At 54.1% G+C, this 26,025-nt stretch carries 20 protein-coding genes and 1 pseudogene; 14 read left to right on the plus strand and 7 right to left on the minus strand.

The features are described from left to right. The first annotated feature begins 110 nt into the window (after positions 1–110). Positions 111–1,769 (plus strand): phosphoenolpyruvate--protein phosphotransferase, encoded by a 1,659-nt coding sequence (gene ptsP / locus CLM73_RS09545; protein ID WP_234015888.1) that lies wholly within the window; start codon positions 111–113, stop codon positions 1,767–1,769. Between the two features lie 273 nt (positions 1,770–2,042). Here ptsP and amt read toward each other — a convergent pair whose 3' ends face one another. After that, complete coding sequence (amt, locus tag CLM73_RS09550; RefSeq protein WP_056569690.1) at positions 2,043–3,281, minus strand: ammonium transporter; 1,239 nt, start codon at positions 3,279–3,281, stop codon at positions 2,043–2,045. Between the two features lie 28 nt (positions 3,282–3,309). Next, positions 3,310–3,648 (minus strand): P-II family nitrogen regulator, encoded by a 339-nt coding sequence (locus CLM73_RS09555; RefSeq protein ID WP_006218735.1) that lies wholly within the window; start codon positions 3,646–3,648, stop codon positions 3,310–3,312. 676 nt (positions 3,649–4,324) lie between these two features. Between CLM73_RS09555 and CLM73_RS09560 the strand changes: the two genes are divergently transcribed. From CLM73_RS09560 to CLM73_RS28860, 6 genes and pseudogenes are all read left to right on the plus strand, one after another. Continuing rightward, positions 4,325–4,600, plus strand: coding sequence for an accessory factor UbiK family protein (locus tag CLM73_RS09560; RefSeq protein WP_105238229.1), 276 nt, complete (start codon positions 4,325–4,327; stop codon positions 4,598–4,600). 121 nt (positions 4,601–4,721) lie between these two features. Then, positions 4,722–5,741 (plus strand): annotated as a pseudogene (locus CLM73_RS09565) (ATP-binding protein); the annotation flags it as partial. 92 nt (positions 5,742–5,833) lie between these two features. Further along, complete coding sequence (locus tag CLM73_RS28850) at positions 5,834–7,147, plus strand: site-specific integrase (protein ID WP_158685837.1); 1,314 nt, start codon at positions 5,834–5,836, stop codon at positions 7,145–7,147. Positions 7,148–7,152: 5 nt separating this feature from the next. Then, complete coding sequence (locus CLM73_RS28855; protein WP_158685838.1) at positions 7,153–9,141, plus strand: hypothetical protein; 1,989 nt, start codon at positions 7,153–7,155, stop codon at positions 9,139–9,141. Continuing rightward, positions 9,138–11,360: a tyrosine-type recombinase/integrase gene (locus tag CLM73_RS09570; protein WP_105238230.1), complete on the plus strand. Its 2,223-nt coding sequence runs from the start codon at positions 9,138–9,140 to the stop codon at positions 11,358–11,360. The genes CLM73_RS28855 and CLM73_RS09570 overlap by 4 nt, the downstream gene beginning before the upstream one ends. 2 nt (positions 11,361–11,362) lie before the next feature. Continuing rightward, positions 11,363–11,884: a hypothetical protein gene (locus tag CLM73_RS28860; protein WP_158685839.1), complete on the plus strand. Its 522-nt coding sequence runs from the start codon at positions 11,363–11,365 to the stop codon at positions 11,882–11,884. 443 nt (positions 11,885–12,327) lie between these two features. Here the strand turns inward: CLM73_RS28860 and CLM73_RS28865 are convergent, their stop codons facing one another. The 4 genes from CLM73_RS28865 to CLM73_RS09585 are packed head-to-tail and all read right to left on the minus strand — an operon-like array spanning position 12,328 to position 15,947. Then, the gene (locus CLM73_RS28865; RefSeq protein WP_158685840.1) at positions 12,328–12,792 is read right to left on the minus strand and encodes a hypothetical protein; all 465 of its coding nucleotides are present in this window, start codon (positions 12,790–12,792) and stop codon (positions 12,328–12,330) included. After that, entirely contained in the window at positions 12,789–14,015 is a 1,227-nt protein-coding gene (locus CLM73_RS09575; RefSeq protein WP_105238231.1) for an aminotransferase class III-fold pyridoxal phosphate-dependent enzyme, read from the minus strand. The genes CLM73_RS28865 and CLM73_RS09575 overlap by 4 nt, the downstream gene beginning before the upstream one ends. 49 nt (positions 14,016–14,064) lie before the next feature. After that, a complete protein-coding gene (locus CLM73_RS09580; RefSeq protein WP_105238232.1) occupies positions 14,065–14,802 on the minus strand; it encodes a TSUP family transporter in 738 nt (245 codons plus the stop codon). Positions 14,803–14,843: 41 nt separating this feature from the next. Next, the gene (locus CLM73_RS09585) at positions 14,844–15,947 is read right to left on the minus strand and encodes an aminotransferase class I/II-fold pyridoxal phosphate-dependent enzyme (RefSeq protein WP_105238233.1); all 1,104 of its coding nucleotides are present in this window, start codon (positions 15,945–15,947) and stop codon (positions 14,844–14,846) included. Between the two features lie 152 nt (positions 15,948–16,099). Here CLM73_RS09585 and CLM73_RS09590 point away from each other — a divergent pair, with 152 nt between their 5' ends. From CLM73_RS09590 to CLM73_RS09615, 7 genes are all read left to right on the plus strand, one after another. Further along, positions 16,100–17,050, plus strand: coding sequence for a methyltransferase (locus tag CLM73_RS09590; RefSeq protein WP_158685841.1), 951 nt, complete (start codon positions 16,100–16,102; stop codon positions 17,048–17,050). A 53-nt stretch (positions 17,051–17,103) separates the two neighbouring features. Continuing rightward, positions 17,104–19,866: a PEP/pyruvate-binding domain-containing protein gene (locus CLM73_RS09595; protein ID WP_105238235.1), complete on the plus strand. Its 2,763-nt coding sequence runs from the start codon at positions 17,104–17,106 to the stop codon at positions 19,864–19,866. Next, positions 19,863–21,113, plus strand: coding sequence for an ATP-grasp domain-containing protein (locus CLM73_RS09600; protein ID WP_105238236.1), 1,251 nt, complete (start codon positions 19,863–19,865; stop codon positions 21,111–21,113). Before CLM73_RS09595 ends, CLM73_RS09600 begins: the two co-directional genes overlap by 4 nt. A 15-nt stretch (positions 21,114–21,128) precedes the next feature. Further along, on the plus strand, positions 21,129–22,097 hold the full coding sequence (locus CLM73_RS09605; protein ID WP_158685842.1) for a hypothetical protein: 969 nt from the start codon (positions 21,129–21,131) through the stop codon (positions 22,095–22,097). Between the two features lie 48 nt (positions 22,098–22,145). Then, positions 22,146–22,682: a DJ-1/PfpI/YhbO family deglycase/protease gene (locus CLM73_RS09610; RefSeq protein WP_105238238.1), complete on the plus strand. Its 537-nt coding sequence runs from the start codon at positions 22,146–22,148 to the stop codon at positions 22,680–22,682. A gap of 900 nt (positions 22,683–23,582) precedes the next feature. Then, positions 23,583–24,497 (plus strand): EamA family transporter, encoded by a 915-nt coding sequence (locus tag CLM73_RS28870; RefSeq protein WP_158685843.1) that lies wholly within the window; start codon positions 23,583–23,585, stop codon positions 24,495–24,497. Between the two features lie 83 nt (positions 24,498–24,580). Next, positions 24,581–25,009: a L,D-transpeptidase gene (locus tag CLM73_RS09615; RefSeq protein WP_234015889.1), complete on the plus strand. Its 429-nt coding sequence runs from the start codon at positions 24,581–24,583 to the stop codon at positions 25,007–25,009. Positions 25,010–25,034: 25 nt separating this feature from the next. On the opposite strand, the gene CLM73_RS29390 is transcribed toward CLM73_RS09615, so the two are convergent. After that, positions 25,035–25,754: a helix-turn-helix transcriptional regulator gene (locus tag CLM73_RS29390; protein ID WP_105238239.1), complete on the minus strand. Its 720-nt coding sequence runs from the start codon at positions 25,752–25,754 to the stop codon at positions 25,035–25,037. Between the last annotated feature and the right edge of the window lie 271 nt (positions 25,755–26,025).

Genomic DNA, 26,025 nt, shown 5'->3' on the forward strand with positions numbered 1-26,025 from the left:
CGCCCGCGCCCGCGTCCGGCGCGCCCGACGGGGCTGGCTCTGCCAGCCCCGTGGTATGTCTGTACGGCAAGGGCGTCGCCAAGGGCTACGCCATCGGTCGCGCCGTCGTCATGGGGGCCGCGGCCCTTGAAGTGGCGCACTACCGGATCTCGCCGGAAGACGTGCCCGCCGAGACCGACCGTCTGACCCAAGCCCTGGCTTCCGCACAGCAGGAACTCTTGCAACTGGCCGACACGCTGCCGGCCGACGCGCCGCGCGAGCTGGGCGCAATGCTGAACGTACACAGCCTGCTTCTGGGCGATCCGCTCCTGGCCGAGCAGACGCTCGCCCTGATCGCCGAGCGCCACTACAACGCCGAATGGGCGCTGACGACGCAGGGCCAGATCCTGGGGCAGCAGTTCGACGCCATGGAAGACGAATACCTGCGCGAGCGCGGAGCGGACGTGCGCCAGGTGATCGAGCGCGTGCTGCACGTCCTGGCCGGCACGTCGGCGATCCTGCCCGATATGTCCCACATGGGCGGCGACGACGCCCTGGTCGTGGTCGCGCACGATATCTCTCCCGCCGACATGCTGCGGTTGCGCGGCGGACGTTTCGCCGCCTTTGTCACCGACCTGGGCGGGCCCACCTCGCACACTGCGATCGTGGCGCGCAGCATGGGCGTGCCCGCGGTGGTGGCAATGGGCAACGTGCGCGAACTGGTCCGCGACGGCGACATGCTGATCATCGATGGCTCGGTCGGCGCCGTGGTGGTCAACCCATCCGACCGCATCCTCCAGGAATACCGCCGCCGCCAGGCCGCGTACGCCGACGAGCGCGCCGAGCTCGGTCTTCTGCGCGACGAGCCGTCCGTCACCCTGGACGGCATCGACATCGTCCTGCACGCCAATATCGAGCTGCCGGACGAAGCCGCGCTGGCGCTGGCGTCCGGCGCGCACGGCATCGGGCTGTTCCGCAGCGAATTCCTCTTCATGGGCCGGCCGGACCTGCCCGGCGAAGAAGAGCAGTACGAGGCCTATGCCTCGGTCGTCAAAGTGATGGCAGGCCGCCCGGTCACGATCCGCACGCTGGACATCGGCTCGGACAAGACGCTGGACGGCGAGGCCACCGTGGCCACCAACCCCGCCCTGGGGCAGCGCGCCATCCGCTATTGCCTCGCGCGCCCCGAGATGTTCGCGACGCAGTTGCGGGCCATCCTCAGGGCGTCCGCCCATGGACCGGTGCGCCTTTTGATCCCGATGATCGCGCACATGCACGAGGTCGTGGCAACCAAGGCCGCCATCGAGGCCGCCCGCCGCGAACTCGACGCCCGTGGCCAGGCCTATGCGCCGCACATGGAAGTGGGCGCGATGGTCGAAGTCCCTGCCATCGCCATCGCGATCGAACCCTTCGCTCAGGCGCTGGACTTCCTGTCCATCGGCACCAACGACCTGATCCAATACACGCTGGCCATCGATCGTGGCGACCACGACGTGGCGTCGCTGTACGATCCGCTGCACCCCGCGGTGCTGCGCCTGGTCGCCAACACCATCAATGCTGGCGAGCGCGCGGGCAAGCCGGTGGCCGTCTGCGGCGAAATGGCAGGCGATTCGCGCATGACGCGCCTGCTGCTCGGGCTGGGTCTGACCGAATTCTCCATGCACCCGCAGCAGCTGCTGGACGTCAAGCGCGAGGTGCGCCGGGCGCACTCCAACGCGCTTCGCATCAAGGTGGCGTCGGCGCTGAACCGCGCCTTGCCCGTCGATCTGGACGCCCTCGGCCCGGCCTGATCTGTCCTTCGCGGCATCGACTGAACCAGGTGTCTGACATCGTCCCAAGCAAGCTGCCATGAAAAAGAGCCCTTCACATGAAGGGCTCTTCCTTTTTCCGACGCTAAACCAGGTGTCTGACACCCGTTGTGACGCTGCCACAAGCTGACGACCCTCTCCGCAGGGTGTCTGACACCGACCTAGGCAATCTAAAAAAAGAGCCCTTCATGATGAAGGGCTCTTTCATTTTCCAACCGTCCCGCCGCGGGGGCGCGGCGGGAGCGTCGCAGCAGCTTAGCTGTGATACGCGGATTCGCCGTGGCTCGTGACGTCCAGGCCTTCGCGTTCCTGGTCTTCCGGCACACGCAGGCCGCACAGGGCGTTGGCGATCTTGTAGGCAATCCATGCCACGACGCCGGACCAGACGATCGTCAGCAGCACGCCTTCCAGCTGGACCCACAGTTGGTGAGCAATCATCGAGGGCTCGGCCAGGCCGGGGCCGCCGAAGACCTGCGCATTGAACACGCCAGTGAGCAGGGCGCCCACAATGCCGCCCACGCCGTGGATGCCGAACACGTCCAGCGCATCGTCGGCGCGCAGCATGCGCTTCAGGCCATTGACGCCCCAGACGCAGACCACGCCGGCAACCACGCCGATGATCAGTGCGCCCACCGGACCGACCAGGCCGGCGGCGGGGGTGATGCCGACCAGGCCAGCAATCGCGCCCGAAGCGGCACCCAGCATCGAGGGCTTGCCCTTGATGGCCCATTCCGTGAACAGCCAGGCCAGGACAGCGCCCGCCGTTGCGATCATGGTGTTGAAGAAGGCCAGGGTGGCGTTCTCGTTGGCGGCCAGGGCCGAACCCGCGTTAAAGCCAAACCAGCCCACCCACAGCAGCGCGGCGCCCACGAAGGTCATCGGCAGGTTGTGCGGCTGCATGGCTTCGCGGCCGTAGCCCACGCGCTTGCCAACCACATAGGCGCCCACCAGGCCGGCCACGCCGGCGTTGATGTGCACCACGGTGCCGCCGGCAAAGTCCAGCGCGCCTTGGGCGTTCAAGAGGCCAGGAGCCGTTTCGGAGGCGAACCACACCATGTGCGCGATGGGGATGTAGGCGAACGTGAACCAGATCACCGTGAACACCAGCACCGCCGAGAACCGGGCGCGCTCGGCGAAGCTGCCGACCACCAGGGCGCAGGTGATGCCGGCGAACGTGGCCTGGAACGAAGCGAACAGCAGCTCGGTCAGGGTGTTCGACATGGCGTACGTGCCGTCCGCCGGATTGAACATGCCAGAGAAGAAAGCGCGCGAGAGGCCGCCGAAGAAGGCGTTGCCCTCGGTGAACGCCAGGGAGTATCCATAGATGAACCAGAGAACCAGGCCCAGCACGAACGTGCACAACACTTGCAGCAAGACGGACAACACGTTTTTGCTGCGCACCAGGCCGGCGTAGAACATGGCCAGGCCGGGTACGGCCATCATCAATACAAGCAGGGTAGAGACGAGCAACCAGGAGATATCTGCTTTATCCATTTTCAGGCTCCATTGAGTCTTTATTTATTTACAGCGCAGCTTCGCCGGCTTCGCCAGTTCTGATACGGATGACTTGTTCAAGGGGGGCGGCAAAGATCTTGCCGTCACCGATCTTGCCGGTGCGGGCGGCTTGTTCGATCGCCTCGATGACCTGGTCGACAAGGTGGTCGGGCACGGCGGCCTCGACTCGCAGCTTGGGCAGGAAGTCCACGGCGTATTCGGCGCCGCGATAGAGTTCGGTGTGGCCTTTCTGGCGGCCAAAGCCTTTGACTTCGGTGACGGTCAGGCCCTGGACCCCGATTCCGGACAGAGCCACCCGCACTTCGTCGAGCTTGAAGGGCTTGATGATGGCGATGATGAGTTTCATGGCATTTCCTCTCTTGGTTGCACGCTCCGTGGTTAAAGCAATATCCATGCCATGTTGGACTCGGCCGGCGATGCCCGGGAAAGGCGCAAAAGTTGTGCGGATCGGCACCGTTGTGGTGCGTGATGCACCGCGGCGCGGCCTCAAATTGGTGCGCAACAACGCGTAGCAGGCACTTGCAACCACTTGTGTTCCGCAAGGAGGATTTGTAGCCATTTAATGCGGACGTGGCGGATGCCCAGCCATGGTGCGGCGCACGTGTTGGCGCCGTTGCAGAACGCGTCATCGGCCGCTCAGCCTTGCAGGCTGCGGTTCTATGTTCCGGGACGGCTTTCCGGCCCCAGCCGGGAAGGCGTTCAAATCTGCCTAAATTGGGGTGCGACCGTGATACGAGGGTTTACACGGGTCGGCTTGTTGACCGGAGTGGGCTCGAGTTGAATCGGATTCAGGACGTGCATCGGACATTTGGACGATGCACTGCGCGGTCGGAGCGACTGCGCGGCAAGGCTAGTGGTGTTGGTAGGGGGTTGCCGTCAGGCAGCCCGGTTTTCTCCTGTGCTTTGAAGGGCGGTCACCGCATGCGGCCCGCCCTTTTTTTTGCGCCAGCACAATCGGTCCCGCCTGAAACCACCCATCCGACGCACTACACTTGAGCCATCAAGAACATCGAGAGGCCTATATGAACAATCGCACCCAGTGGATGGAAGACATTCAAAAGAACATTTCCGACCTGATCGCGCGCAGCCCTGCGGCAGATGTCGAGCGCAACGTCCGCGCCATGATGACGCAGGCGTTTTCCAAACTGGATCTGGTCACCCGCGAAGAGTTCGACGTGCAGGCCGACCTGCTTGCCCGCACGCGCGCCCGCGTCGATCAACTGGCCGCTCAGGTGCAGCAGATGGAACAACGCCTGTCGGGCCTGGACAAGGGCCCCGCGACGGGACTCGATAAGTAAGTAAACACGCCGCGTGCCCGCTCCGTGCGGGCCCTGCGCGAGATCGTTTTGTCACGGCCGCTTCCCGCGGCCGTTTGTTTTTTGCGGATACTGGCGGCTCGAACTCATCCCGGAGACCCCCGTGTCGCTTGCCGTACTTGCCAGCAGGGCCCTTAGCGGCATGCACGCCCATGCGGTCCGCGTCGAAACGCACCTGGGGCCAGGCTTGCCGGGATTCACCGTGGTCGGGCTCGTCGACACTGAAGTCCGGGAAAGCCGCGAGCGGGTCAGGGCGGCCATCATCAACAGCGGCTTTGAGTTTCCAGCCGGGCGCATCACCGTCAATCTGTCGCCGGCAGACATGCCCAAGGAGTCCGGCCGCTTCGATCTGCCCATTGCGCTGGGGGTGTTGCTGGCCTCGGGTCAGTTGGCGGCGCCTGCGCAAGATGGCGCGCAGTTGGATCGGCAGCGGGGCGGACGCTCCAGTGGGGATTCGGGCGAACAGCCCACCGAACTTGCCGGCGACCATCGCGCAGATCAGCCCCGCGCGCCCGACCCCACATTGTCTCGCCTGGTGCTCGCTGGCGAATTGTCCCTCACCGGCGCGCTCGTGCCGGTCGCCGCGCCGCTGGTGATCGCCCTGAGCGTCGCCCGCGACACGCCCGACGCCACGCTGATCCTGCCCGCCGGCAGCGCCGAGCAGGCGGCCTGGGTCCCCGGATTACGCGTCCTGTCGGCGCGTTGCCTGGCTGACGTGGCGGCCCATGCGGCGGGCGCGTCCCTGCTTCCGAATGCCGTGCCCGCGCCCTGGCCGCCCGCCGCGCCCATTCCTTGCCTGTCGGACGTGCGCGGTCAGCCCGGCGCACGGCGTGCGCTGGAAGTCGCGGCGGCAGGCGGCCATAGTCTGCTCATGCTGGGGCCGCCCGGCGCGGGCAAGAGCATGCTGGCCGCGCGGCTGCCGGGCCTGCTGCCGCCGCTCGAGCGTGGTCAGGCGCTTGAGGCTGCGGCCGTCGCGGCCATGGCCGGCATGCCCGATACGCTCACTGGTCAGCCACCTTTCCGCGCGCCGCATCATTCGGCGTCGGTGGCGGCGCTGGTGGGCGGGGGCGGACGGCCGCGACCCGGTGAAATCAGTCTGGCTCATCACGGTGTCCTGTTCCTGGTTATAGGCTGAGAGGGATTTCACTAGCTACAACCTTGCTTTCTCCAGAGTACGCTCAACCACGCGCAACCTCGTTCAAGAGGGGAGTCCCGATGACTCGCGGTTACACCATTTTTCGCCCTAGGAAGCATGGCAAGTTTTTGCAGCTATACCCGTCATTGGCCAACGTTGCGCTGATTCTGGACGGGAGGCCCGCATTTCACAGGTTGGCTAACCAATACTTGATTCAAAGGATGCTCGCGTTATGGAGGCCCGAATCAGGCTTTGCTGGTTTTCCTACAGCAACGACTATATCTAACTACGCTAGCTGGCTCGCCAACTTTCTCGAATGGGCAGAAAGTCGCCACGTTGATTTAACGACGTGCGAATATGTGCGAGACGTTATTGGCGGGTACCAGCGAGAAATGTTGTGTGGCGACTGGTCGGCATCAGGTGAGGGGCTCAAACCGGCGACGGTCAATGTTCGCGTTCAGCAGGCCTGTGACTATTTAACTTGGCTTGCAGACCTGGGTCACCGGCCAAAGTTCCAAATTAGTTCCAATATTCGGACTGTCGCTTACGGTTACGACGAGCGCGGGATGCCGAAGAAACAGCGTGTGCGAAGTGGGAAGGTTCGATCTCTTCCACCAAGCCTTCAAATGCCTTCGATCGGTCAAACCAAAGTGTGGCTGGACGAAGTGCTAAAAAAATCTGGAGAAACGCTTGCGTTAGTTTGCGAAACGATTTTGCTATCTGGCTTGCGCAGGGAGGAAGTGATTTGTCTGCGTGCAAATTCGATAGGAGCAGATCCTTCGGAATGGATGATCGTAAATCCGCTTGCCCCAGAAAGTAAGCAACAAGTCCGCGTCTCCGTGTGCTTTGGGGCAAAGGGGCATACTTATGGTGAGGATCACGGGGAAAAAATAGGTCCAGAGCGAGAGATATTAGTGCCGATTTCGTTGGCCCGAAGGTGGCATCGCTATAAGCTCAATGCGAGACTGCGCGCCTTAAAGGCTGGTTTGGCCGACGTCCCCAAAGGAGAGGTGCGCACTCGCCGATTGCGTAATTCGGTGCACCTATTTTTACATCCAGAGACTGGCGACCGGTTTACTGGAAAGCAAGTTTATGACGCCTGGACAAAGGCCAAACGGCCAACGCCAAATTGGTCACCGCACCAAGGTCGTCACTGGTGGGCTTGCAGTACTCTGCTAGCAGAATTAAAAAAACATGAGTCTATGCCCTCGTTATCAAACGAAACCGCGTACGCTCTCCTGGAGTCAACAGCGCTCAGTATCATCCGCCTGCATATACAGCCTCAACTTGGACACCGGTCAGACACGACAACCATGACCTATCTTCGTTGGGTTACTGGCTTGATAAGTGTTCCGGTTCAGCTAGATGTCGACGACGATACCGATAAGGAATAGAGGCGGTGGGTATTCGGTCAAATAACAATAGAAAAAGCAGACAGCCAGGCCGAGGTAAATCGGAACTGGATGGCTCTAGTATTGACCTGCGAACGCTCACATTTTGGACGGCTCATCCGCAAAAAAAAGCCTTCGTTGATCTCAACGAATTTTACTACGGCCAAGGAATTCGAAATACTGCTTTATGGAATGGCGGATTCACAGGGCGCCCGGAGTTGCTGCTTGAGATGTTGCCGGCAATCCATGACCGCATGATCCCGTTAAGTCACGCCTCCATTCAGCATTACATAGGCTCGTTTCGACAGTGGTGGCGTGTCTTCGATTCAGTTGAGGCTGAATTGGGGGAAAGCTTCATTGTCCGATCGGCGGCAGACGTCACGGAGGTCCATTGGCAGCGAATCCTAGATGTAAAGATAGAACGCTCACATTTCGGACTTTTCTTGTCACTGATAAACGAGATTCGAGTGGCAAAAGGGTTGCGACGCCTTCACTGGCAGGGGCCGCAACTGCGCGAACCTCGACGGCATCTGGCTCCCAAAGAGCATATCGACGCGGTGCGCCACAGGTTACGACGGAGTTGGTTCGGTGCAATTGAAAGGTGGGAGCTAGCTGACGCGATTTTGTCGAATGGATCACCTCTTGTATCAGAGCAAGAAGCACCAGATGTATTCGCGGCTCAGGCAAGAATTCTTGAAGGAAGAAAACGGTTTAGTCATGCGATAGCAAACGGTTCGCCGGCCTGCGTCACGCGCGAATATCTTCGTTATCCAAACGAGAAGCTGTATGTTCTGTACCATCAGGGACACACGGTTGAGGAGATCTTGGAGTCTGTCTACCCGGGGGACAATGATATTCGTGCTGCGTTCCATCTTTGTTTAGCAACTACGGGTTGGAACCCTAGCGTATTGCTTGATTTGGACGCCACATCTGATTTGGTGGAAGCTCATCCCACTGATAATACTCGCTTTATTATCAGGGCCGCGAAGGCGCGAGCTCCTGGCGTGGAGCAGATAGCAGAGGGGCTTTTTAAGTCTCGCGGTGCCATAGCTTTTATCATTTCATACCTAATTTCTAGAACGGAACCTCTGCGGCAGCAGCTGCGCGACGAGCTAAAACTTCTACGTCAGCAGGTTCGCAATGAATCAGACATTGCTTCTGAAAAGAGAATTGTCGCGCTAGAGTCTGGTGTCAAATCGGTCTGGATCTATTGTTGTCGGGGAAATATTCATTGGCTGAACGTTCACAATTTTGCGGCTGGATATCTTGTTCAGATAATAGATGGAATAAATGAAAAGCGCCCGATGGGGCAGAAAATTGCGCGCTTTCCTGCTACCGATTTTCGCGACGCTTATGCTGCATTTGTCTACCATTCTAGCGGCGGCTCGATACTTGCCGTGATGAGGGCGCTCAACCACAGTCGGATTCAGTCGACGACGGCCTATCTAAATAATAGTCTACTGTTGGAGGAGCATAGGCATCTGTATCGAACGTTTAGCCAGGCAATGTGGAGGCAGATCAGCGAAAATACGCAGGTAGACCCCACGATATTGGCTATCTGGTCGCGTTTTGGTCCTCCCTCCAAGGAGGCTATTGATCGTTTATACGAGTATCGGAACTTAGTTAGAAGTCGAATAGGAGTGGGTTGCAAAGATCCATATCATCCTCCCTCGCACGTCGATCCCAATTTTAAATCGGACGGGAGCGAGGTCTGTGTCGTCCAGCGGTGTTTGCTCTGTGTTGAGCATGCCGTGATATTCCCAGACTCGCTTTCGGGGTTGTGTAAACGAAAAGTAGAAATTGATTATATTAAAGAAAATATGGGTCAGGCCGCTTTCACGCAGTCATCGTTTCAGCTTGAGGCCAACAATGTTGAACTCGTTCTCCTCGGATTCGAAAAAGATCGCGTCGAAGCCGGTTTGGAGGAGTGGAGGTTAAAAATTGCATCTGGCGAGCATAAGGTCGCACAGTTTGATGGAATTCAGGGAGTGCAATGAAATCCAATTTGGCACCGAAGCCAGGTCGTTCCGTGTTTTATGGGGAACAAAGAAACCCCGAAATTGCATCGACTCGATTCCAAGCGCTGGAAAGCTGGTCGTTGGAATCATTGTGGCAAATATCTGAAGAAAATTTGGTCACGCTTAAGGAGGCGCTACGTCATGGTGACGAGTTTGATGTTTGGTCCACGCCATCTGAATGGACGCAACCAGGTCGTTTTGTCAATGGAATTGCGCTTCGAAAAAGAATTCTTAGCTTTGTCCCGTCACGCTGGCTGGGTCATTCCTGCGTAGACGGTTTGGTTCACAGCGCGGTTGTCCAGGCTGTCCGATATCTTTGTCTTTTGAGGCTCGGGCCTGCGGGGCAGGGTGGTTTCACTTTCCGAGTATTAAGCCCGACTTCGTTGCAGGGTATTGCTTATAACCCACTTCCAGCGTTATTAGGAATCGCGGTGGGAAAACGGCTGCAGATGCTATCGGCTAATGGTATTCGAAATTCGGACGTCTCGGCGCAGAGCGAAGTGCACCTCGCCAATGTAACATTGGACGATATTGAATGTCTTTCACTATCCAAAAAAAACGAATGCATCATCGAAGCAAACCGAATGAAGCTATTGGAGGGGTTCGGCTTATGGCGCGACGCCCCTTTGGCAGATGAAAGAGCGTTAACGAAAGCCCTCGGGGACGCTCGCAAACACAATAATAAGCTTGCATCCCGGCCCCATCTTCCTCTTCCTGACGACTACGTCGCGGCACTTGGAGCGCGCTGTCTTTGGATCGCATTCGATTTGGGGCCGAACGTAATCAGACTTACTAAGGCGGTGCTGCTTGGTTATAACGGGGTGTGGGCTTCCGATCTTCATCCCGGCACTATAAGCAATCGTCGGGCGAACGTTCATCGCGCGGTGCTTGACGGGGCTATATTTACGGACTCCAGGGGAAAAGTGATCGAGTCGCCGCCATTTCCTTTTCGTCTCCCAGAACCTAAGGGATTCGGAGCAAATCGCGGAGGACCTCGAGCGGATTCGGAAGCTTGGAAACCGCAAAGTGCTGCGCATTTGATCAAGCTGATGTGGGCGATTCAAGCCGCGCATATGTGCATAGTTTTTTTAAGCACTGGTTGCCGTCTTTCGGAGCTTCTGGCACTTAAATCGTCAGCACTTGTCTCCCCTGACGATGGGCATCACTACATGAATGGAAAGATCTTCAAGCACGTCAGAAATAGGGGAGGTGCAGAGTTCGAGTGGGCCATACCCGAAGTGGCTGCGAAAGCTCTTAACCAACAGGCGGAAATTATTGATCTAGCTGAGAGGCTATATCGCCAGCGTCGAGAAGGGGCGCTACCTCCAGTCAAGCAAGTAGCTGATAAGAAGCTCTGGGGCAGGGTGTCTATCGGACGAGCAAATGATCCAACGATGCCGATGGGCGATGCGACGGGGGCATTGAAGACCTTTGCAGGGTTTCTGTCTTTGGATCCTGAGCCGGGAGGACAGAAACTTCGGTCTCACCGCTTCAGAAAGACGTTGGCACGTCTTATGGCCTTAGCCTTGACTCAGGCACCTACCATTCTTATGCAAGTGTTCGGTCACAAATCAATAGAAATGACCATGGGCTACGTGCTGACTGACAGAGGACTGAGGGGTGAAATTGAGAAGGTATCAAGGGAGCTGCGTGTCATGCGTGCGGCCTCCATTGTGAGCGATATGGTCGAACAGGACATCGCAACGCCTACTCCCGGAGCGGGATACGGTGGCAATGCTGCAGCAGCGATCCATGAGGCCGTGGTGCAGCATCAAGCTCGAGTTCATAGGCGTGCGCAACAATGGGGAATTGATTGTGCAACGGAGTTAGCAGAAATATTGACCCTGCAGGGGCAAGCTTGGGAGCAAGTTCGCCAAGGGGTTATCTGCACCAAATTTCCTAATGAGACGGGACCGTGCAACAGGCGTAAAGGCCGTCCAGAGCCATCGAGGTGTAGCAGTGAATGCGCTCATCGTCTTGAGGAAGCTTTCTTGCGTGAAGATGTGATTGGGGTTTTGGAGGCCGCAGTAACTGGATACGAAATTGCTACATCGAATGGGGAAACCTTGGTCGCGGCCCACTGGGCTGGTCAGATTCGAAGCAACATAGGGCGATTCCACGACGTTAGGTCTGTTTGGGAGTCTAACCCCGTAGTTATAAAAATAATGGGGCTTGATAGGCGTAGCAGGGAAGAGTGAATATGGATCCGAAATTGCGAGTATGTTCGACCGAAGCTAGGGCACGAATGCGCGAATCGGCGATAGCGCGTCACGATGCTAATGCTGCCGAGCTTCACCGGCGCGTTCGGGGCGTGCTTGAGTGCATTCATCGAGAGGTGGAGATGAATAATGGCGTCTATCCGCACAACGAAGGGGCAGTCTCTCTTGCCGAGGTCGCGCGGCGTACCGGAATTCACCCTGTGACATTTCACAAGCCCCGCTATCGGACCTTGGTGCAGGAGGTTCGCGAATGGTTGAGAGCATTAAAGGGCCGATCGGCCATTGGGAAAGAGCGTGCGAAAAAAAGTCAACAAACCCGTAACGCTGAGTGGAAGAGGCTATACGAAGATTTGTTGGAGGCACACTGTATATCGGAGGTCGATCTAGTTCGAATTACTGCGGAGTTGGCGGAGTGCAAAAAAACGATGGAGAAACTTAGAGCTCAGCTACGGGAATGCATGGGCGAATTGAGCGGAGTAATAAGGCTGGTGAATCCGAAGTGAATTGGCAGCCGTAGTCTACCGGACCGACGGTGTAGTGACCGCGGGTTGTTATCAGTGGTCAGCAAGCTATCCTCGGTTACGCATTCATTAAGTATTTCCAGGAAGCGAGATTCCACTGGCTCCTTTACTAACCGAGGATTTGAATTAAGATAAACGTCTGTGCCTAGATCTAATTTGTCCTGGCTCATTCGCGATAGATGTCCTTGTTCGACTTCTTGCTCAGCGGCCGCGCTCAGCCGCAGACCGACTCCGGCGCCCACGATAATCATTCCTATCACCGAGTCCCTTGGCGCCCGACAATGATCAGGAGTGGCGATAGACTTGCCAGCGGCTCAAAAGAAAAACCGCGGAGCTCGGGCCCAATTCAGAGCCGACTCCGCCGCAGCCGTCGGGCGCTACAACCGCCGACCCAATAGTTCATTCCGAACGCATTCAGTAGATAATCACGGTAGATGGAAGTCGATGGATGGCTTGATAGAATTGAAAACAATTGTCAGTTCAATTTCTGTATTTCCAAAAGGAACTCGGAAGGCAGATATTATAAGCTTTTCCCGCACCGGGGAATAAGGAGATATGAACCGAAGCCGAAGCACTTTTGCATCCCAGTGGAACATTGGCAACGGGATGCCCATTTCCACAAAGTGTCGCCTCAGTCGGGCGATTGCCACCCTTCCCGACGATGATCTGAAGACGAAAAAAGTGGGAAAATCACAGTGATTTGGTACGTGTACCCAGGAGAGAAAGACTTTAGTTCTTCCGGATGTTTCTAGATCGAACAGGATGGCTTCAGAATTGAAGGGCAGGGTTCCGCAATAAACCATTTCCCAATGAGAGTCCTTGCTCGCATATAGAGCAAAATGGATTTTCTGACGCACGCTCTCCCATTTTTCGCGCCAGAATGATTTCATTTCTGGCGGTGCTCCTGCGTGCGTATAGCCAGAATGCTATGGCGAAGGCCGTCCACCATTTCGTCAATTTCCGGTTGGGAAACTGTTAACGCAGGAAGGAATCTTAAACAGTTTGGCTTCGGAGCGTTGAGCAGAATTCCACGCTTGTTCCAGCGAGCCAAACCGGAAAATGGGAGTCCATCTCGAGCATACTGTACGATCTCGGTTGCCTCTTGGTCCCCACAGTCCAACCGTCTAAGCAGGCCGACCCCACTCTCATCACCAAGCCCTAGAGAGACTGATAAACGGCCTAGTTGAACACCGAGATAAGCCCCAGTTTGCTGTACCTGTTCCAAAAACTCCTGGGAGGCCACTGTGCGCAGAACCGCATAGGCTGCTGCTGTGACAAGTGGCCCACCATTGAAAGTGCCGCCATGGTCTCCATTCTCGAATACACAAGCTTGCTGTTTTGCAAGTATTGCGGAGATAGGTAGGCCCCCTCCTAAGCCTTTGCCTATGGCAATAATATCCGGCTCGATACCAAAAAGCTCATATCCAAACAGAGTACCTAGCCGCCCCATACCGGTTTGCACCTCATCAACGATCAGTAGTAACCCATTATCGTCGCATAGGGTTCGTGCAGCTCGTAAAAACTCGCTGGTCGCACTTATTACGCCTCCCTCTCCCTGGACCAGTTCCAATAGAATGGCTACGGTGTTCTCATTTATTGCCTTGGAGAGTGCTTCGATATCATTGAACCGAGATTGAACAAATCCTGGAGGCAGCGGCCCATAATTTTCTGCCCAAGAGGTCCGGTTGGTCGCAGCCATACTTCCAAACGTTCGACCATGGAATCCGCCGTGAAACGTTACGATTTCGTGAGCGCCACCTTTCCGGCATTTCCCCCATTTTCTGGCTAATTTAATCGCCGACTCAACCGCTTCAGTCCCCGAATTTGCAAAGAAAGCCTGATCGAAGCACGTGCACTCGATCAACTCTTTGGCCAATGAGGATGTCGATTCGTAATGAAAATGCGAACCTGCGTGAATAAGAGTGTTCGCCTGGCGAATTAATGCATTTACTACTGTAGGTGGACAGTGGCCCAGAGAGTTGACGCCTCTTCCTTGGGTGAAGTCTAGATAGGAGACTTGACGGCTGTCCGTGACGCGTGATCCGCTCCCATGCACCATAAAGAATGAAGGGCGGCACGCAGTAGCCATAAGATAATCATAAGCAGATGTCATCTCGTCTCCTTAGCTGGGCCGAGCTTCGCATGGCATTGTCCATTGTCCTTCATGCAATTGCGCGTTTACACAGGAGTGCAATAGCCGCCAGTACAATTAGAATGCTCACCAAGGACCTATACTTTTGCTGTGAAAGAGCCAAAAACGCGGCGCGTCCCACGGTTAGATAGACAATTCCGGCGGTCGCCATGGCCGCAAGTGAAGTGGCGTCCGAGTTCCCGCGTCCCATCGAAACTAGAATAATTAACTGCGAGCCGGCCAGCATTGCGTATCCTAGGGCGATATTCTGCCTAATACGTTGCTTGTCCGTATGAACGCTAGATACATACGCTTCAAGAAGACTCCCACCTAGGTTGGTCAACCCGTGGATAAAGCCGATAGTAATTAGCATCAAGCGCTGATGCTTTGCCGCAAAACCAAAAAGTGCCGTACGGTAGCGGCGGGAAACTCTTAGGTAAGCGATGACCAGCAGTGCGAAGGTTATAAACAGATCCAAACTAAGAACGTCCGTTGTGAGAGAGATCATCAGACCAACACACAGAGGTGGGACCATCCAACATACGAACTCCCCCACCGATGATTTACTCAAGCCTTTATCCAAAACTAGCTGGAGCAGACTTAGTGTCAACGAGGCCGGCAACAGCGTGGACAGAATTTGATCGAAGGGAAAATCGACCAGCAATAGAATTGGGGTCCCAAATATTAGAACCCCAATCCCAAATATAGACTGGATTATCGACAATACGCCTATCATACCCACCACAGCAAGGTCAATATCACCGCCCATAGCAGGCTCCTTGTTATTTCAAAGGCTCAAGCGAATTTCATCTATAGTTTTCGTCGCAATGCGGCGACTAATGCGGCTACGTCTTCCTCCGAATGATCGGCGAAAGTCGCGCACCGAATCGTACCTTCTGGTCCCGAGCCGATATAATTCGAGACCAAGATCAATATTCCTTCATCAAAGAGTGCGCGCTGTAAATTCAGCATGTCGTCTCGCCTACGGAGCTGGAATGCCGTGATTGGCGCCGGAGTGTCGATGATTGAAAGGCCAAGCCCGCGTAACCCCGCCTTCAACTGGGTAGATCTTGCTGATAGTTTTTCTCGCCGATCAGGTTCAGATCTAGAAACCGAAAGTGCGGCCTGTGAAACATGTGCAGATATAGGTGAGCCGCACCCGGCGCCGCGCAATGGCGGCCGGGAGCGTGCTTTAAATGCTTGGGCGTGCGAGCAGGGAAAGATCGCGCCTTGGGCGCAGAAGCCTTTGGATAGACTTCCTGCAATTAGGATGTCTTCCCCCTCGACGTCCAGGTGTTCAATCGTGCCTCGTCCACGCCGTCCTAGTACGCTGAACCCGTGAGAGTCATCCACAACAAGAGTTCCGCCACGGGGCCGCAAAAGGCTTGCATACGCGTCCAGTGGCGCAATACTTCCCCAAGTCGCAAAGACCCCGTCGGTCAATAGCAGGGGCCGACCATCGTGCCCATAGACCAATGCCTCGACTTGATTAGTATCCAAATGTCGATATAAAAATACCGGCTTGCCGGTCAAGCGGGCCGCATCGTACATGCTGAAGTGCGCATACTCGTCAATCAATATGTAGTCATATTGATTTTCAAGGGTGGAAAGGCATACTGAACCGCAAAAATAGCCGGTGGGAAGAAATAAAGCAGATTCCGTGCCGAAATGCGCCGAAGCCGACTGAATGACGCCTTTAAACGAGTCTTCGATACCGCCATAACCGTTGCTACCCATTTGGGACCAAGGAAGTCGCTGATCCAGGGCAGAGCGAGCGGCCTCTATAAGCTCGGGGTGACGCTGTAGAGCGAGATAATTGAAACCAATGAAATTAATCATCGCACGCCCATCGACTTCAAGCCGGGCAGATTCGGGCCCTAAGACACGCTTCCCGGTAAGAATAGTTCCAGTCATGTGAGCCTCCGCCAGTCACTGATCGCGTACTGAAGATACGTTGTGCCGCCCTCAGTGAACACTACCAAAATTGGTAGTTGTGGCCGCCACTCGATTTCGTTGAACTTGAATCCATGTCGAAATTTTTGGATCGTTCAACAAAGGAGTTTGGTATGGCCCAACCGTACTTTTCGTTGATGGAAGCCGAGCAGACCTATCGCACCATCCAATATGCGAGAGAGCGAGGCATTCTTTTACTAATCAAGGAGGGGCCAAGGACCTCGGCGGGAATTGCGGACAGGATGGGGTTGGCGAAGAACGCGGTCGAAAGGCTGCTTCAAGTGTTAACAGCATTGGGATATCTGAACCGCGACGGATCAATTTATTCTTGGTCAGATAACTTAGTAAAACTAGAAGAAGACAGCAGCCTGGGATGGGCTCATCTGCAAAAGTTTATGTCCGATGGACAACCGTGGGTCGCTTCAGACACTTCGTTAGAAGCGCTAGACGCCTTCTACACAGCCTTTTTTTCTTCTGTTCCTTACTTTGCGCAGATGTCTGCTCCTGCCGCTTCAATCGCTCGGCAGGTAGGTGGAACACCAAAAAATATACTTGATATAGGTGCCGGAGCCGGGACCTGGAGTTTCGCAATGGCGAATGTCTGCGAGGAAGCTCGAGTGACCGGGCTGGATTTGCCAAATGTGATAAGGGAGCACTTCCTGCCGACAGCAGAGCTCCAAGGATTAGCTAATCGCGTCGAAGCTATAGAGGGCGACTTCCACGAGGTAAGGATCCCGGAGAACAAATTCGACCGACTGGTGATGGGTTCGTCGTTTCACTTCTTGCATGCCCAACAAGCTGTTAGAACGCTCACGCGCTTTAGAAACTCGCTGTGTGAAGGCGGTGAGTTGATTATTATCGATCACTTTGCCGACACGACCGCCGAACAGCGAATCTCCCGAACGATGTACGAAATGAGGCTTGCAATGCGGACCACGAATGCAAAGAACTACAGCGCGCCGGAGATCGAGAGATTTTGTGAAGAAAGCGGGTTTCTCAAGACCAGGCACTTTGACGCCGATGGACCGGGATTTCTTTCCGTTCTGGTATTCGTGAAAGAATAGGCTGCCCCGATGCTCCGTAAACCATTCTGATAACTGAGAAGCAAGGGACAACGATGGACGCGCCGAACACAGGTACAACACAAATCCCTCAACCGACCTCAATTGTCGTTCACAGTTCCAACCCGAAATCTCTAAGTCGAACCCTCGTCGGCGGCAAGGCTGCAGCTTTGCGAAAACTACACGATCTAGGTTGTCGAGTTCCGAAGTTCTACTGCATTTCCGCGGAGCTATTCGCGCGAATTTGCAAACGAGCGAAGCTGACAGAAATATGGTCGTCAGTCGATCCAAAAACCGTTTCAGAAGCCGATTTGAAGCTGTTGAGCAACCGCCTAATCGAGGCGATGAACTCTGTCTCGTTGTCTCGAATGGAGGAGGCAGAGATTCTTTCCGCTTTTGATGAAAGTTTTGAGCCTTGCGATCTCGTGGCGGTGCGTTCTTCCGCAATTGCCGAGGATGGCGGTGAGCATTCGTACGCTGGAATGCTAGAGAGCTACTTGAATGTGCCTCGAAGTATGGTATTGAGGAAGATTATCGAGTGCTTTGGGGCCTCTTACGCTCCTCGGGTTCTGCGGTACTCGCAGTCCATAGGTGCACTCGAAGTCGAGCAGCGAGTTGCGGTCATAGTACAAAAAATGGCACCCGCGACTAAAAGTGGAGTTCTCTTTACGGCCAACCCAATTGGCTCGGACCGCTCGAGAATGATGATCGTTGCCGGGCACGGACTAGGCGAGGGGGTCGTAGACGGGCGAGCAGAAGCGGACACTTATGTGCTGGATAGGAAGTCGGGCAAACTTGATACGTCAATCATTTCAGAGAAACATCAACAGGTTTTAGCCGACAAGGCGATTGCCGGAGGCACGGTACTCGCGTCCGTAGCTCCGAATGAGATTACCGAGCCTGTTCTGCGGTCCCACCATCTCGAACTCCTACACTCGCTTGGAGATCATCTTGAGGGTTGTTTTGGTGCGCCTCAAGATATTGAGTGGGCGTTTGACGAACGGGGTCGTCTGTATGTGCTCCAGAGTCGTCCAATAACGACGTTGTCATCAACGACAGACAGGCAAATATTCGATGCATCTAATGTTTCCGAGAACTATCACGGCGCCACGACACCGCTGACGTATTCATACGTCAGAAAGTACTACCGCGATGTATTTTTATCAGCGGCAGTTTCCTTCGGTGCGACGAAGAAGTCAGTCTCCAAGATCGCGCCCGCCCTAGATAGCCTTGTCGGATACCTAAATGGAGGGATCTACTATCGATTAGATAGCTGGTACAAGATGTTCTACGAGGTGCCCGCCTTCCATTACTTTGTTCAACCCTTCGAGCGCGGCGTAGGTATTGACGGAACCCCAGAAGAATACATCCATTATAAGAACGCTAGTGCATCTAAGGGCGTTGGTATTTTTTATTGGTGCAAAACTTGGCACCGAATTTTCCGGAATTTTTTTTTCTTGCCGTTTCTGATGGGTGGGGTGAAAGCACGATTTGAAGAATTTCGTTCCGAATTTTCGGCATTACAGCTAGAAGATCTCCCTGTAAACGATCTTGTCCGTTTATACGACCGAATCCAGCACGACTTAGCCTCGCGCTGGGAAGCTGCTCTTGTAAACGACTATTATGCATTCATTTTCTTTGCATGGTTGGAGCGAACCGCCGAGAAGCTCGGCACGGAAAATATTGGTGGCACAATTAGTGAGATCATTGGCGGGCACAATAGCCTATCGAGTGTCGAGCCGGTCGAAGCTCTTTCGCGCTTAGCTCAAGAATTACTAAGGCATGATAGTTTGCGAGAACTGCTCGAAAACGGTCGATATACGGAATTCTCTGATGAGCTGAACGATCAAAGAAATTACGAGTTTAAAAAAGCGTATGACGAGTACATTGATACGTTCGGGGACAGGCGCTTCGATGAGTTGAAGCTGGAATCTGCAACATTGCGAGATAGTCCTATCACAGTGTACGCGCTTCTCAGAAGCTATCTTAAGGCGGCAACAAATAAAAAAAACTCCGAAGTTGCAAGTGAGATCCCACACATTGGTGGACCGCTGCGCACTCAGCTTATTCGCCATCCCATAATCGCGGCGAAGCTTGTAATGCTTCGTGTTCTCGCACGTCGATCAATTCGATATCGAGAATATGGCCGGCTAGTACGGTCTCAGCGCTGCGGCCTTGAACGACAGATTTTCTACGCGATTGGGCGGCAGTACGCCAAGCATGGAGTTCTGAAAGATCATGGCGACGTAGTTTATCTCACCGTCGAAGAGCTCATGGACTTTGCGCGAGGTACCTCAGCGCAGAGTGTTTTGCTAGAAACGATAAAGGTCCGAAAGGATGAGTTCTGCGATAACCAGGGAAAGCCACAGCCTCTGCGAATTTGCGCTGACAAAATACCTTACTTGTCGCTGCCCAGTAGAAGCGCTGGCTCTACTGCTTCATTAGAAACGGAGAGCCTCCTTATTGGGGCGGGTTGTTCTGCGGGTCGGGTGACTGGTAAGGCGAGAGTACTGCGTAACCCAGCTGGGGAGAGCTTGTCTCCTGGTGAGGTTCTTATTGCACACTCAACGGATCCCGCGTGGGCCTTTCTTATGGCTACATCCGCTGGATTGGTTGTGGAACGCGGCAACCTCCTTTCACACGCTGCCATCATCAGCCGGGAACTCGGCATTCCATGTGTCATTGGAGTTAAGGGCGCCATGGATATTATCAAAACTGGCGATACAGTCACTCTAGACGGCGCGGCTGGGTGGGTGCGTCGAGATAATTTTTCAGATGTCGCTTCCGATTTCGTTAAGTCGGCCGGAGAATCGCTATGACGAGATGCGCGGTAATTGTTGATGGTTGCTCGACGGGCGCACTGCTAGCCCCCGCTTTTGCTGAGAGGGGAATAGTTTGTGTTCATCTGCAGAGCACGGGTCGACCCCCAAAGATACTTGCGGGAGCCGCGGCCTATAACCCGGGTGACTATGTAGCTTGTCTCATGCACTGCGGCAGTATCGAGGCAACGGTAGCCGCGCTGACGCCGTATAGGCCGATATGCGTGGTTCCCGGCACGGAACTTGGCGTTGAGCTCGCCGACCTACTCAACGATCGGATGCAACTTCCAGGTAACGCTATTGAGCTTAGCGCAGCGCGCCGCGATAAGTACCAGATGGTGAATGCGGTACAACGGGCCGGCCTTTCCACAATACCAACATTCGCCTCGGACAACGTCGGGAGAGCGGTTGAGTGGGCGAATAACGCTTCATACCCCGTAGTAGTAAAGCCTGCAAGAAGTGGAGGCACCGATGGCGTCACGCTCTGTCACAACGAGTCCGAATTACGTGCCGCTTACGGCGTTCTGCTGAACCGCGAAAACATACTTAATGAGGTCAATGATTTCCTAGTTTCCCAGACGTATATTCGTGGGACTGAGTACATTGTTGATTTGGTGAGCAGCGAAGGTCGGCACAAAGTGACAGATATTTGGAGGTACAGCAAGCGAGAAGGCTCCAATGGAGCATCATTTATATACGATCACGCGTGGCTTTTACCGTACAGAGGCACGGTCCAGGAAAAATTAGTCGCATATGCGAAAGCGCTCCTTGATGCTTTGGGTATACGGTATGGAGCATCCCACTGTGAAATTATGGTGACTGACGCGGGCGTACCAGTGATGGTAGAAGTTGGTGCCAGGATATGCGGAGGCTTCGTGGCTAAATTTTGCAGCGCAGCGCTCGACACCGATCAAGTTAGCTTACTGGCCGAGTCTTATATTAATCCTGACACCGTCGTGAAATTCGACGAATTGGGCTACGTCATGCGCAAACGCGCCCTGCGAGTACTTTTGATATCTCCGCGCCGCGGCAGACTTTTGTCACTCCCATATATCGACGAAGTGAGACAGCTACCCTCTTACTATTCCGATGTCATTGTCGAGCCGGGTGCGGAAGTTCACCCAACTAGTAATTTTTACTCGCATCCAGGGCGTATCGACCTATTGCACGACAACGAAGCAGTCTTGCGCAAGGATATGGAGACCATTCGAAAGCTCGAGGCAGAGCGTTTCTATGTGTTCGAATGACCGAAGGAGAGAGATATGGCAATTCATTCACTGCGTCAGCCGAAACCTACAAGAGCCGGGAGACTCCTCGATTATCTAGGGGAAATGTTTCCTCTCCACGTACGCCTCCCAATAAACACGCTGAACTTCGGCGTTATATATTGTGGAATACAAGCAATCGAGGGTCTTTTCCCGATTATGTTCTCGTGGCGAGCCATAGCCGGGTTAATCACGGTGCACTTGTTATGGCTCTTTATCCGTGTCTATGACGAATATAAAGACGCTGACTCTGACATGGAGTTAGCACGCGCGGGCGACATGAGGTTTGTCAACAGACCTCTGGTGACCGGACGTGTCACGTTAGCGGACATTGGCGCGCTCCGATGGGGTATGACCATACTCGTATGTGCAGTTAACTTGGTTTTTTTTGATCCCATGCTTGCAGTGGGTCTGACACTGGGGTTTGGGTACATTACATTGGCATATAAGTGGTTTTTTTACCCTGCTATGCAGTCGAACATCATTCTTATATATATTACACATTTGCCAAATGTGCTTGCTATTGAGATTTACACGCTCTTCGTATACGTCTCTGAATACGGTTGGCCTGATATAGCCCCGGTGGTAGCACTAATGCTAGGACTATGGTTGACGATCGGCGGATACGAATTTGCCTACAAAATCCGGGTGCCGTCAGACGAGACCGATTATATGACCTACTCCAAAGTGCTCGGTCTGAGAACGGCCACGTTGATAGCAATCGGTATGTTTCTTTTAAGTACTTTTTTTTACTGTATTGCTCTCGCTGCGATGACGATTCCAGTTTGGGTAAATTATGTCGTCGTGGCGAGTGGAGTGTGGGTAATCGGAGCCTGCACACGTTTGTTAGTTCAGCCTCGTCGGGAGTACGCAACCCTGACAAAGCATGCGGGCATATATTGGTTTGTATCGACAGCATGCATTACGTTGGGAATCCTTTTGTCTCACGGCACTGCATGGAATTGAATAACTAGGCGGGGCCCTGTTATCTGTTGAACAAAAAAAGGAGTTGATATGACTTACGTGATGAAGGCGCTCATTGTTGCTGGGAAGGCGGTGCAGGATCATGAATTCGTGTATCCATACTACCGTCTGCCTGAAGCTGGCTTTACCGTGGATGTGGCCGTACGTGGGCGGGAAACGGTGTATGGAAGTATTGGGATGAAAATTACCCCTGATCTTGACTTCTGCGATGTGGAAATTGAGAAGTATCAACTCCTCGTGATTCCGGGCGGCGCGAAGGCAATGGAGTATATGCGCCAGGATGAGGGCCTACTGGCCATCATACGAGAAGCACATCAAAGGGGGCTGGTGATATCGGCCATATGCCACGGAGCTCAGCTTCTGATTTCTGCGGGCTTGGTCCGAGACCGGTCAATCTCTGGTTACTATAGTATTCGAGATGACATCAATAATGCCGGAGGAACATACATAAATCAACCAGCGGTCGTTGATGGGAAGATTATTACGTCCCCTCACTACAAGCATCTTGGATCGTGGATGTCAGAAACGATTCGAGCGGTACATCGAGATCAGGACTACCACATTTGAATACTTGAGGGGAGTAATCTCATGTTCCGAAACGGTCTAGTTGGTTCAGTTAGAACGGAAGATCGAATATTGCAATGTCGCCGTACGAGTTCGGATATCGATCACATCCTGTCGTCAGCGTCGGGAGAGCTTGCGAGTCAAGACGAACATGTAGATGTCGCCGTGATGAAGCCCTGGGGCTCGGAGTATCTACTCTACTCGGGTATCTCGAGCGCCTTATGGGTTTTAAGTTTACGTGAAGGGCAGATGACATCGATGCATTGTCATCAATACAAGTCAACTTGCTTAGTCGTGGCTCGTGGCGCTGTAATGTGTGCAACATTGGGCGGGTCCGTGCGCCGAAATGTGGGTGATGTGTTGTGCATAGACGCTGGGGTTTTTCATCAAACGGGTGCCCCCGAAGGGGATGCGGTTGTTATCGAACTTGAGACGCCTCCAGCGAAGAATGATCTCCTCAGATTGCATGACATATATGGTCGGGCGGGTAGCTGTTACGAAGGAAGCGCAGCGTACAAACCGTTGCCTGAGCATACGACGATTTGCCGAGCCGATTGCGAGGAGCTTGTTGTATGCAGAAGTCTCGACCACGCGCGAATGGAGTTTTTTCGCCCCGCTTCGGCCTCCGGCAGACAGCGTATCGAGGGTTTGGACGGTAGAGAGCTTGTCCTCCTTCTAGAAGGCGCAGATATCACTATGCCAAGCGGGTGGCTCGCGGGAGTTGGCTTTTGCTGCCGTGCGTCAGAGGTCCAAAGCGGCGTACGATGGTCATCCGATTCGCTGGTCGCACTGATTTCGCTACCTACCGAAGCATAACGGACCTGTGCATGAGATTTTGAAGCGTCCTATTCCTGTACTGCAGCTTTTTGCAGACGGCTACTGCTAGCAAATTTGAGGACCGACATGAACGTATGTATCGGTATAGCGTTGGTGATGGTTTTCAACATTCTTCAGGCAATAAGCGCAGTGTTTTTAGCTTCCTTTCTTCAGTATACAGATACAACCGTGGTGCTGTTAGGCGTGTTCTCAATCATTGGAACCGTGTGTTTTGCAGTATCCGTTAGGCGTTCGAAGAAAAACTACTTACCCCTCGTCGCTATGTGGCCTTACGTTGTTGCTATTAACATCACGACTGCGGTAAGCTGGGGTTCCTTTTTTGTCGCGGTGGAGCATATAGAGCCTGCGCTATCGTCCGCGTTTATAAACTCGATTCTGCCTCTTTCGACAATCGTTGTCGATCGATTCATACGTAGGGTTTGTAGAATTTCTTATTCCGAGATATTGGTTTCTATTTCGCTAATGGTGGCTCTTGCCGTTACTGCTACAACTGTCGCGGGGGGGTATTCTGGAGGGAGAGTTGTCGGCATGGACGCATACGCTATAGGTATTTTTATGTCCGGCGCGTGCGGCGTGGCAATGGCATTTACCAATGTGGTTTCGAAAAAACTTAACGACGCGAGGATCGATGCCGGCCAGATAATGTCTATTCGATTTTTGTTGTTGATTGTTTTGGCTGCCGTTCTGGTGGACGAGAGAAAATTCGTTATCCAGGTTACAGAGTATTGGCCCGCCATCCTCTTTGTGGCTATTGTCGGAAATCTAATTCCAATTTTTTCTTTGCAAATGGGCATACAGCGACTGCAACCCGCTACGGTAGCGTTTTTAATTGGCTTGGCTCCGCTGATTTTTTTCGGAATTCAGAGCTTCAGTCAAGCGATCAGCTTCTCTTGGATGACTTTCCTATGCGTGCTTTTGACAACAGCTGTGATTCTCATCGGAACAGTGGTCTCGACAAGGAATGCCAAACGGAACGCGTAGGGGCGCCTTTGTCCACGGTACAAAAAGATGTCTCCGGTCAAGCCTGGATTCTTGTAGATGTTCCTTCGCAGACGCTTAGCTTAATGGGTGGCACGCGCCGCTCTTACAGAATTTCGACTGCTACCCGAGGTATCGGAAATGTGCGCGATAGTTTACAGACACCTGGTGGTGAGCTTCGCGTTAAACTTAAGATTGGTTCAGGGCTACCCCAACGGTCAATATTTGTAGGCCGCCGAGCCACTGGAAATGTGCTCACGGCCGAGATGCAGGAAAAGTCGCCACACGCGGACTGGATTCTTACTAGAATTCTTTGGCTAGAGGGATCGGAGAAAGGGGTCAACCGGGGCGGCGATGTGGATACGTTGAGGCGGTACATCTATATACATGGCACTGCGGAGGAAGAGTGCCTCGGGATGCCCGCCTCTCACGGATGCATTCGGATGGCGAACGGCGATATCGAAGAACTATTTGAATTGATTTCTGTCGGCGACAGAGTCCGTGTTCAGGTTTAGGTAACCTTAACGGGGACTCCGGTATTTATCGAAGTAAGCCCAGCAGAGCTGCCTGGACAACCGCGCTCGTCTTAGTTTTACTGGAAAGTTTCGCCTTGACGCCCTTTAGATGGAAATTTACTGTATTCTCCGATAAAGACAGTATTTCCGCGATGTCTGCGGCGGTCATCCCGTCGCCTGTCCACCGTAGCACCTCCCTCTCTCGTTCGCTTAGATTTTGGACTCTCGTTGTCTCGCTCTTCTCGACTGCCACGGATAGTAATGCGTGAGAAATATGAGCGAGCAAGACAATGCGATCAATTGAGGATGCCGGGTCTGCTTCGGTGGCTGTAGTTAGCCCGGTAAACGATGCATGTACACCGGCGTTTTCAATTACGCTTACGGTAAATCCGGCCACGCAAGTGCCTAGAAAGTCGCTATGGGGCGGATCCGCAGTCTCTTTCCACGTAACGATCTCTACACACGTTTCAGGCCACCGCTCTAATCGCCCGGATATTACGTGCTTGACGCTTTCGGGGAAATTGTCGAAGACGACATAGCGTCCCCGGCCTAAGGGATAAGGACGTTTTCGCTTGTAGCATATGAAGTTGTATCCGATTTCTCGAGCAAAGTTCGACACTTGTTCGAAAATTTCACTCGGAGGGGTGACGTCTCTAGCTCCAATCAGAAGGTGCGACAGCCTTTCATAGAATTGCGGCATCTGTTTTCGGCCCTTATTCAGTGATGGCAAGCCCCGCGCCGCCATCTGACCGCTGCTGAAGTTCGGCCACAATCGCCGATTTCCCCTTATTATTATTTATATATACATCGAGGGTCCTCTTGAATCAATCGACGGAGGAGCTTTGAAGCGTCGTATGTTCTGGCCCGACACAGTGCTGACTATACAGATGGATCGGGAATGATGCTGTCGTGGGTGAGCCACGTCTGAATTACTTTCGTTTTAGAATTTTCATTAGTCTACGCTTGCCTGGATAAGACGCGCTCTTTCCTCATGTGCCGAATTGGGCGGTAAGCCA

This window comes from Achromobacter spanius, from assembly GCF_002966795.1.
Taxonomy (GTDB): domain Bacteria; phylum Pseudomonadota; class Gammaproteobacteria; order Burkholderiales; family Burkholderiaceae_B; genus Achromobacter; species Achromobacter spanius_D.

What these genes read in the sequence shown, in the direction of transcription:
- CLM73_RS09570 (WP_105238230.1), top strand. Translation starts at nt 9,138, where the DNA reads ATGAAATCCAATTTGGCACCGAAGCCAGGTCGTTCCGTGTTTTATGGG.
- amt (WP_056569690.1), bottom strand. Translation starts at nt 3,281, where the DNA reads ATGGATAAAGCAGATATCTCCTGGTTGCTCGTCTCTACCCTGCTTGTA.
- CLM73_RS09615 (WP_234015889.1), top strand. Translation starts at nt 24,581, where the DNA reads ATGGGTGGCACGCGCCGCTCTTACAGAATTTCGACTGCTACCCGAGGT.
- CLM73_RS09560 (WP_105238229.1), top strand. Translation starts at nt 4,325, where the DNA reads ATGAACAATCGCACCCAGTGGATGGAAGACATTCAAAAGAACATTTCC.
- CLM73_RS09595 (WP_105238235.1), top strand. Translation starts at nt 17,104, where the DNA reads ATGGACGCGCCGAACACAGGTACAACACAAATCCCTCAACCGACCTCA.
- CLM73_RS28865 (WP_158685840.1), bottom strand. Translation starts at nt 12,792, where the DNA reads ATGAAATCATTCTGGCGCGAAAAATGGGAGAGCGTGCGTCAGAAAATC.
- CLM73_RS28850 (WP_158685837.1), top strand. Translation starts at nt 5,834, where the DNA reads ATGACTCGCGGTTACACCATTTTTCGCCCTAGGAAGCATGGCAAGTTT.
- CLM73_RS28870 (WP_158685843.1), top strand. Translation starts at nt 23,583, where the DNA reads ATGAACGTATGTATCGGTATAGCGTTGGTGATGGTTTTCAACATTCTT.
- CLM73_RS09600 (WP_105238236.1), top strand. Translation starts at nt 19,863, where the DNA reads ATGACGAGATGCGCGGTAATTGTTGATGGTTGCTCGACGGGCGCACTG.
- ptsP (WP_234015888.1), top strand. Translation starts at nt 111, where the DNA reads ATGGGGGCCGCGGCCCTTGAAGTGGCGCACTACCGGATCTCGCCGGAA.
- CLM73_RS09610 (WP_105238238.1), top strand. Translation starts at nt 22,146, where the DNA reads ATGACTTACGTGATGAAGGCGCTCATTGTTGCTGGGAAGGCGGTGCAG.
- CLM73_RS09555 (WP_006218735.1), bottom strand. Translation starts at nt 3,648, where the DNA reads ATGAAACTCATCATCGCCATCATCAAGCCCTTCAAGCTCGACGAAGTG.
- CLM73_RS09605 (WP_158685842.1), top strand. Translation starts at nt 21,129, where the DNA reads ATGGCAATTCATTCACTGCGTCAGCCGAAACCTACAAGAGCCGGGAGA.
- CLM73_RS29390 (WP_105238239.1), bottom strand. Translation starts at nt 25,754, where the DNA reads ATGGCGGCGCGGGGCTTGCCATCACTGAATAAGGGCCGAAAACAGATG.
- CLM73_RS09590 (WP_158685841.1), top strand. Translation starts at nt 16,100, where the DNA reads ATGGCCCAACCGTACTTTTCGTTGATGGAAGCCGAGCAGACCTATCGC.
- CLM73_RS09585 (WP_105238233.1), bottom strand. Translation starts at nt 15,947, where the DNA reads ATGACTGGAACTATTCTTACCGGGAAGCGTGTCTTAGGGCCCGAATCT.
- CLM73_RS09575 (WP_105238231.1), bottom strand. Translation starts at nt 14,015, where the DNA reads ATGACATCTGCTTATGATTATCTTATGGCTACTGCGTGCCGCCCTTCA.
- CLM73_RS28860 (WP_158685839.1), top strand. Translation starts at nt 11,363, where the DNA reads ATGGATCCGAAATTGCGAGTATGTTCGACCGAAGCTAGGGCACGAATG.
- CLM73_RS09580 (WP_105238232.1), bottom strand. Translation starts at nt 14,802, where the DNA reads ATGGGCGGTGATATTGACCTTGCTGTGGTGGGTATGATAGGCGTATTG.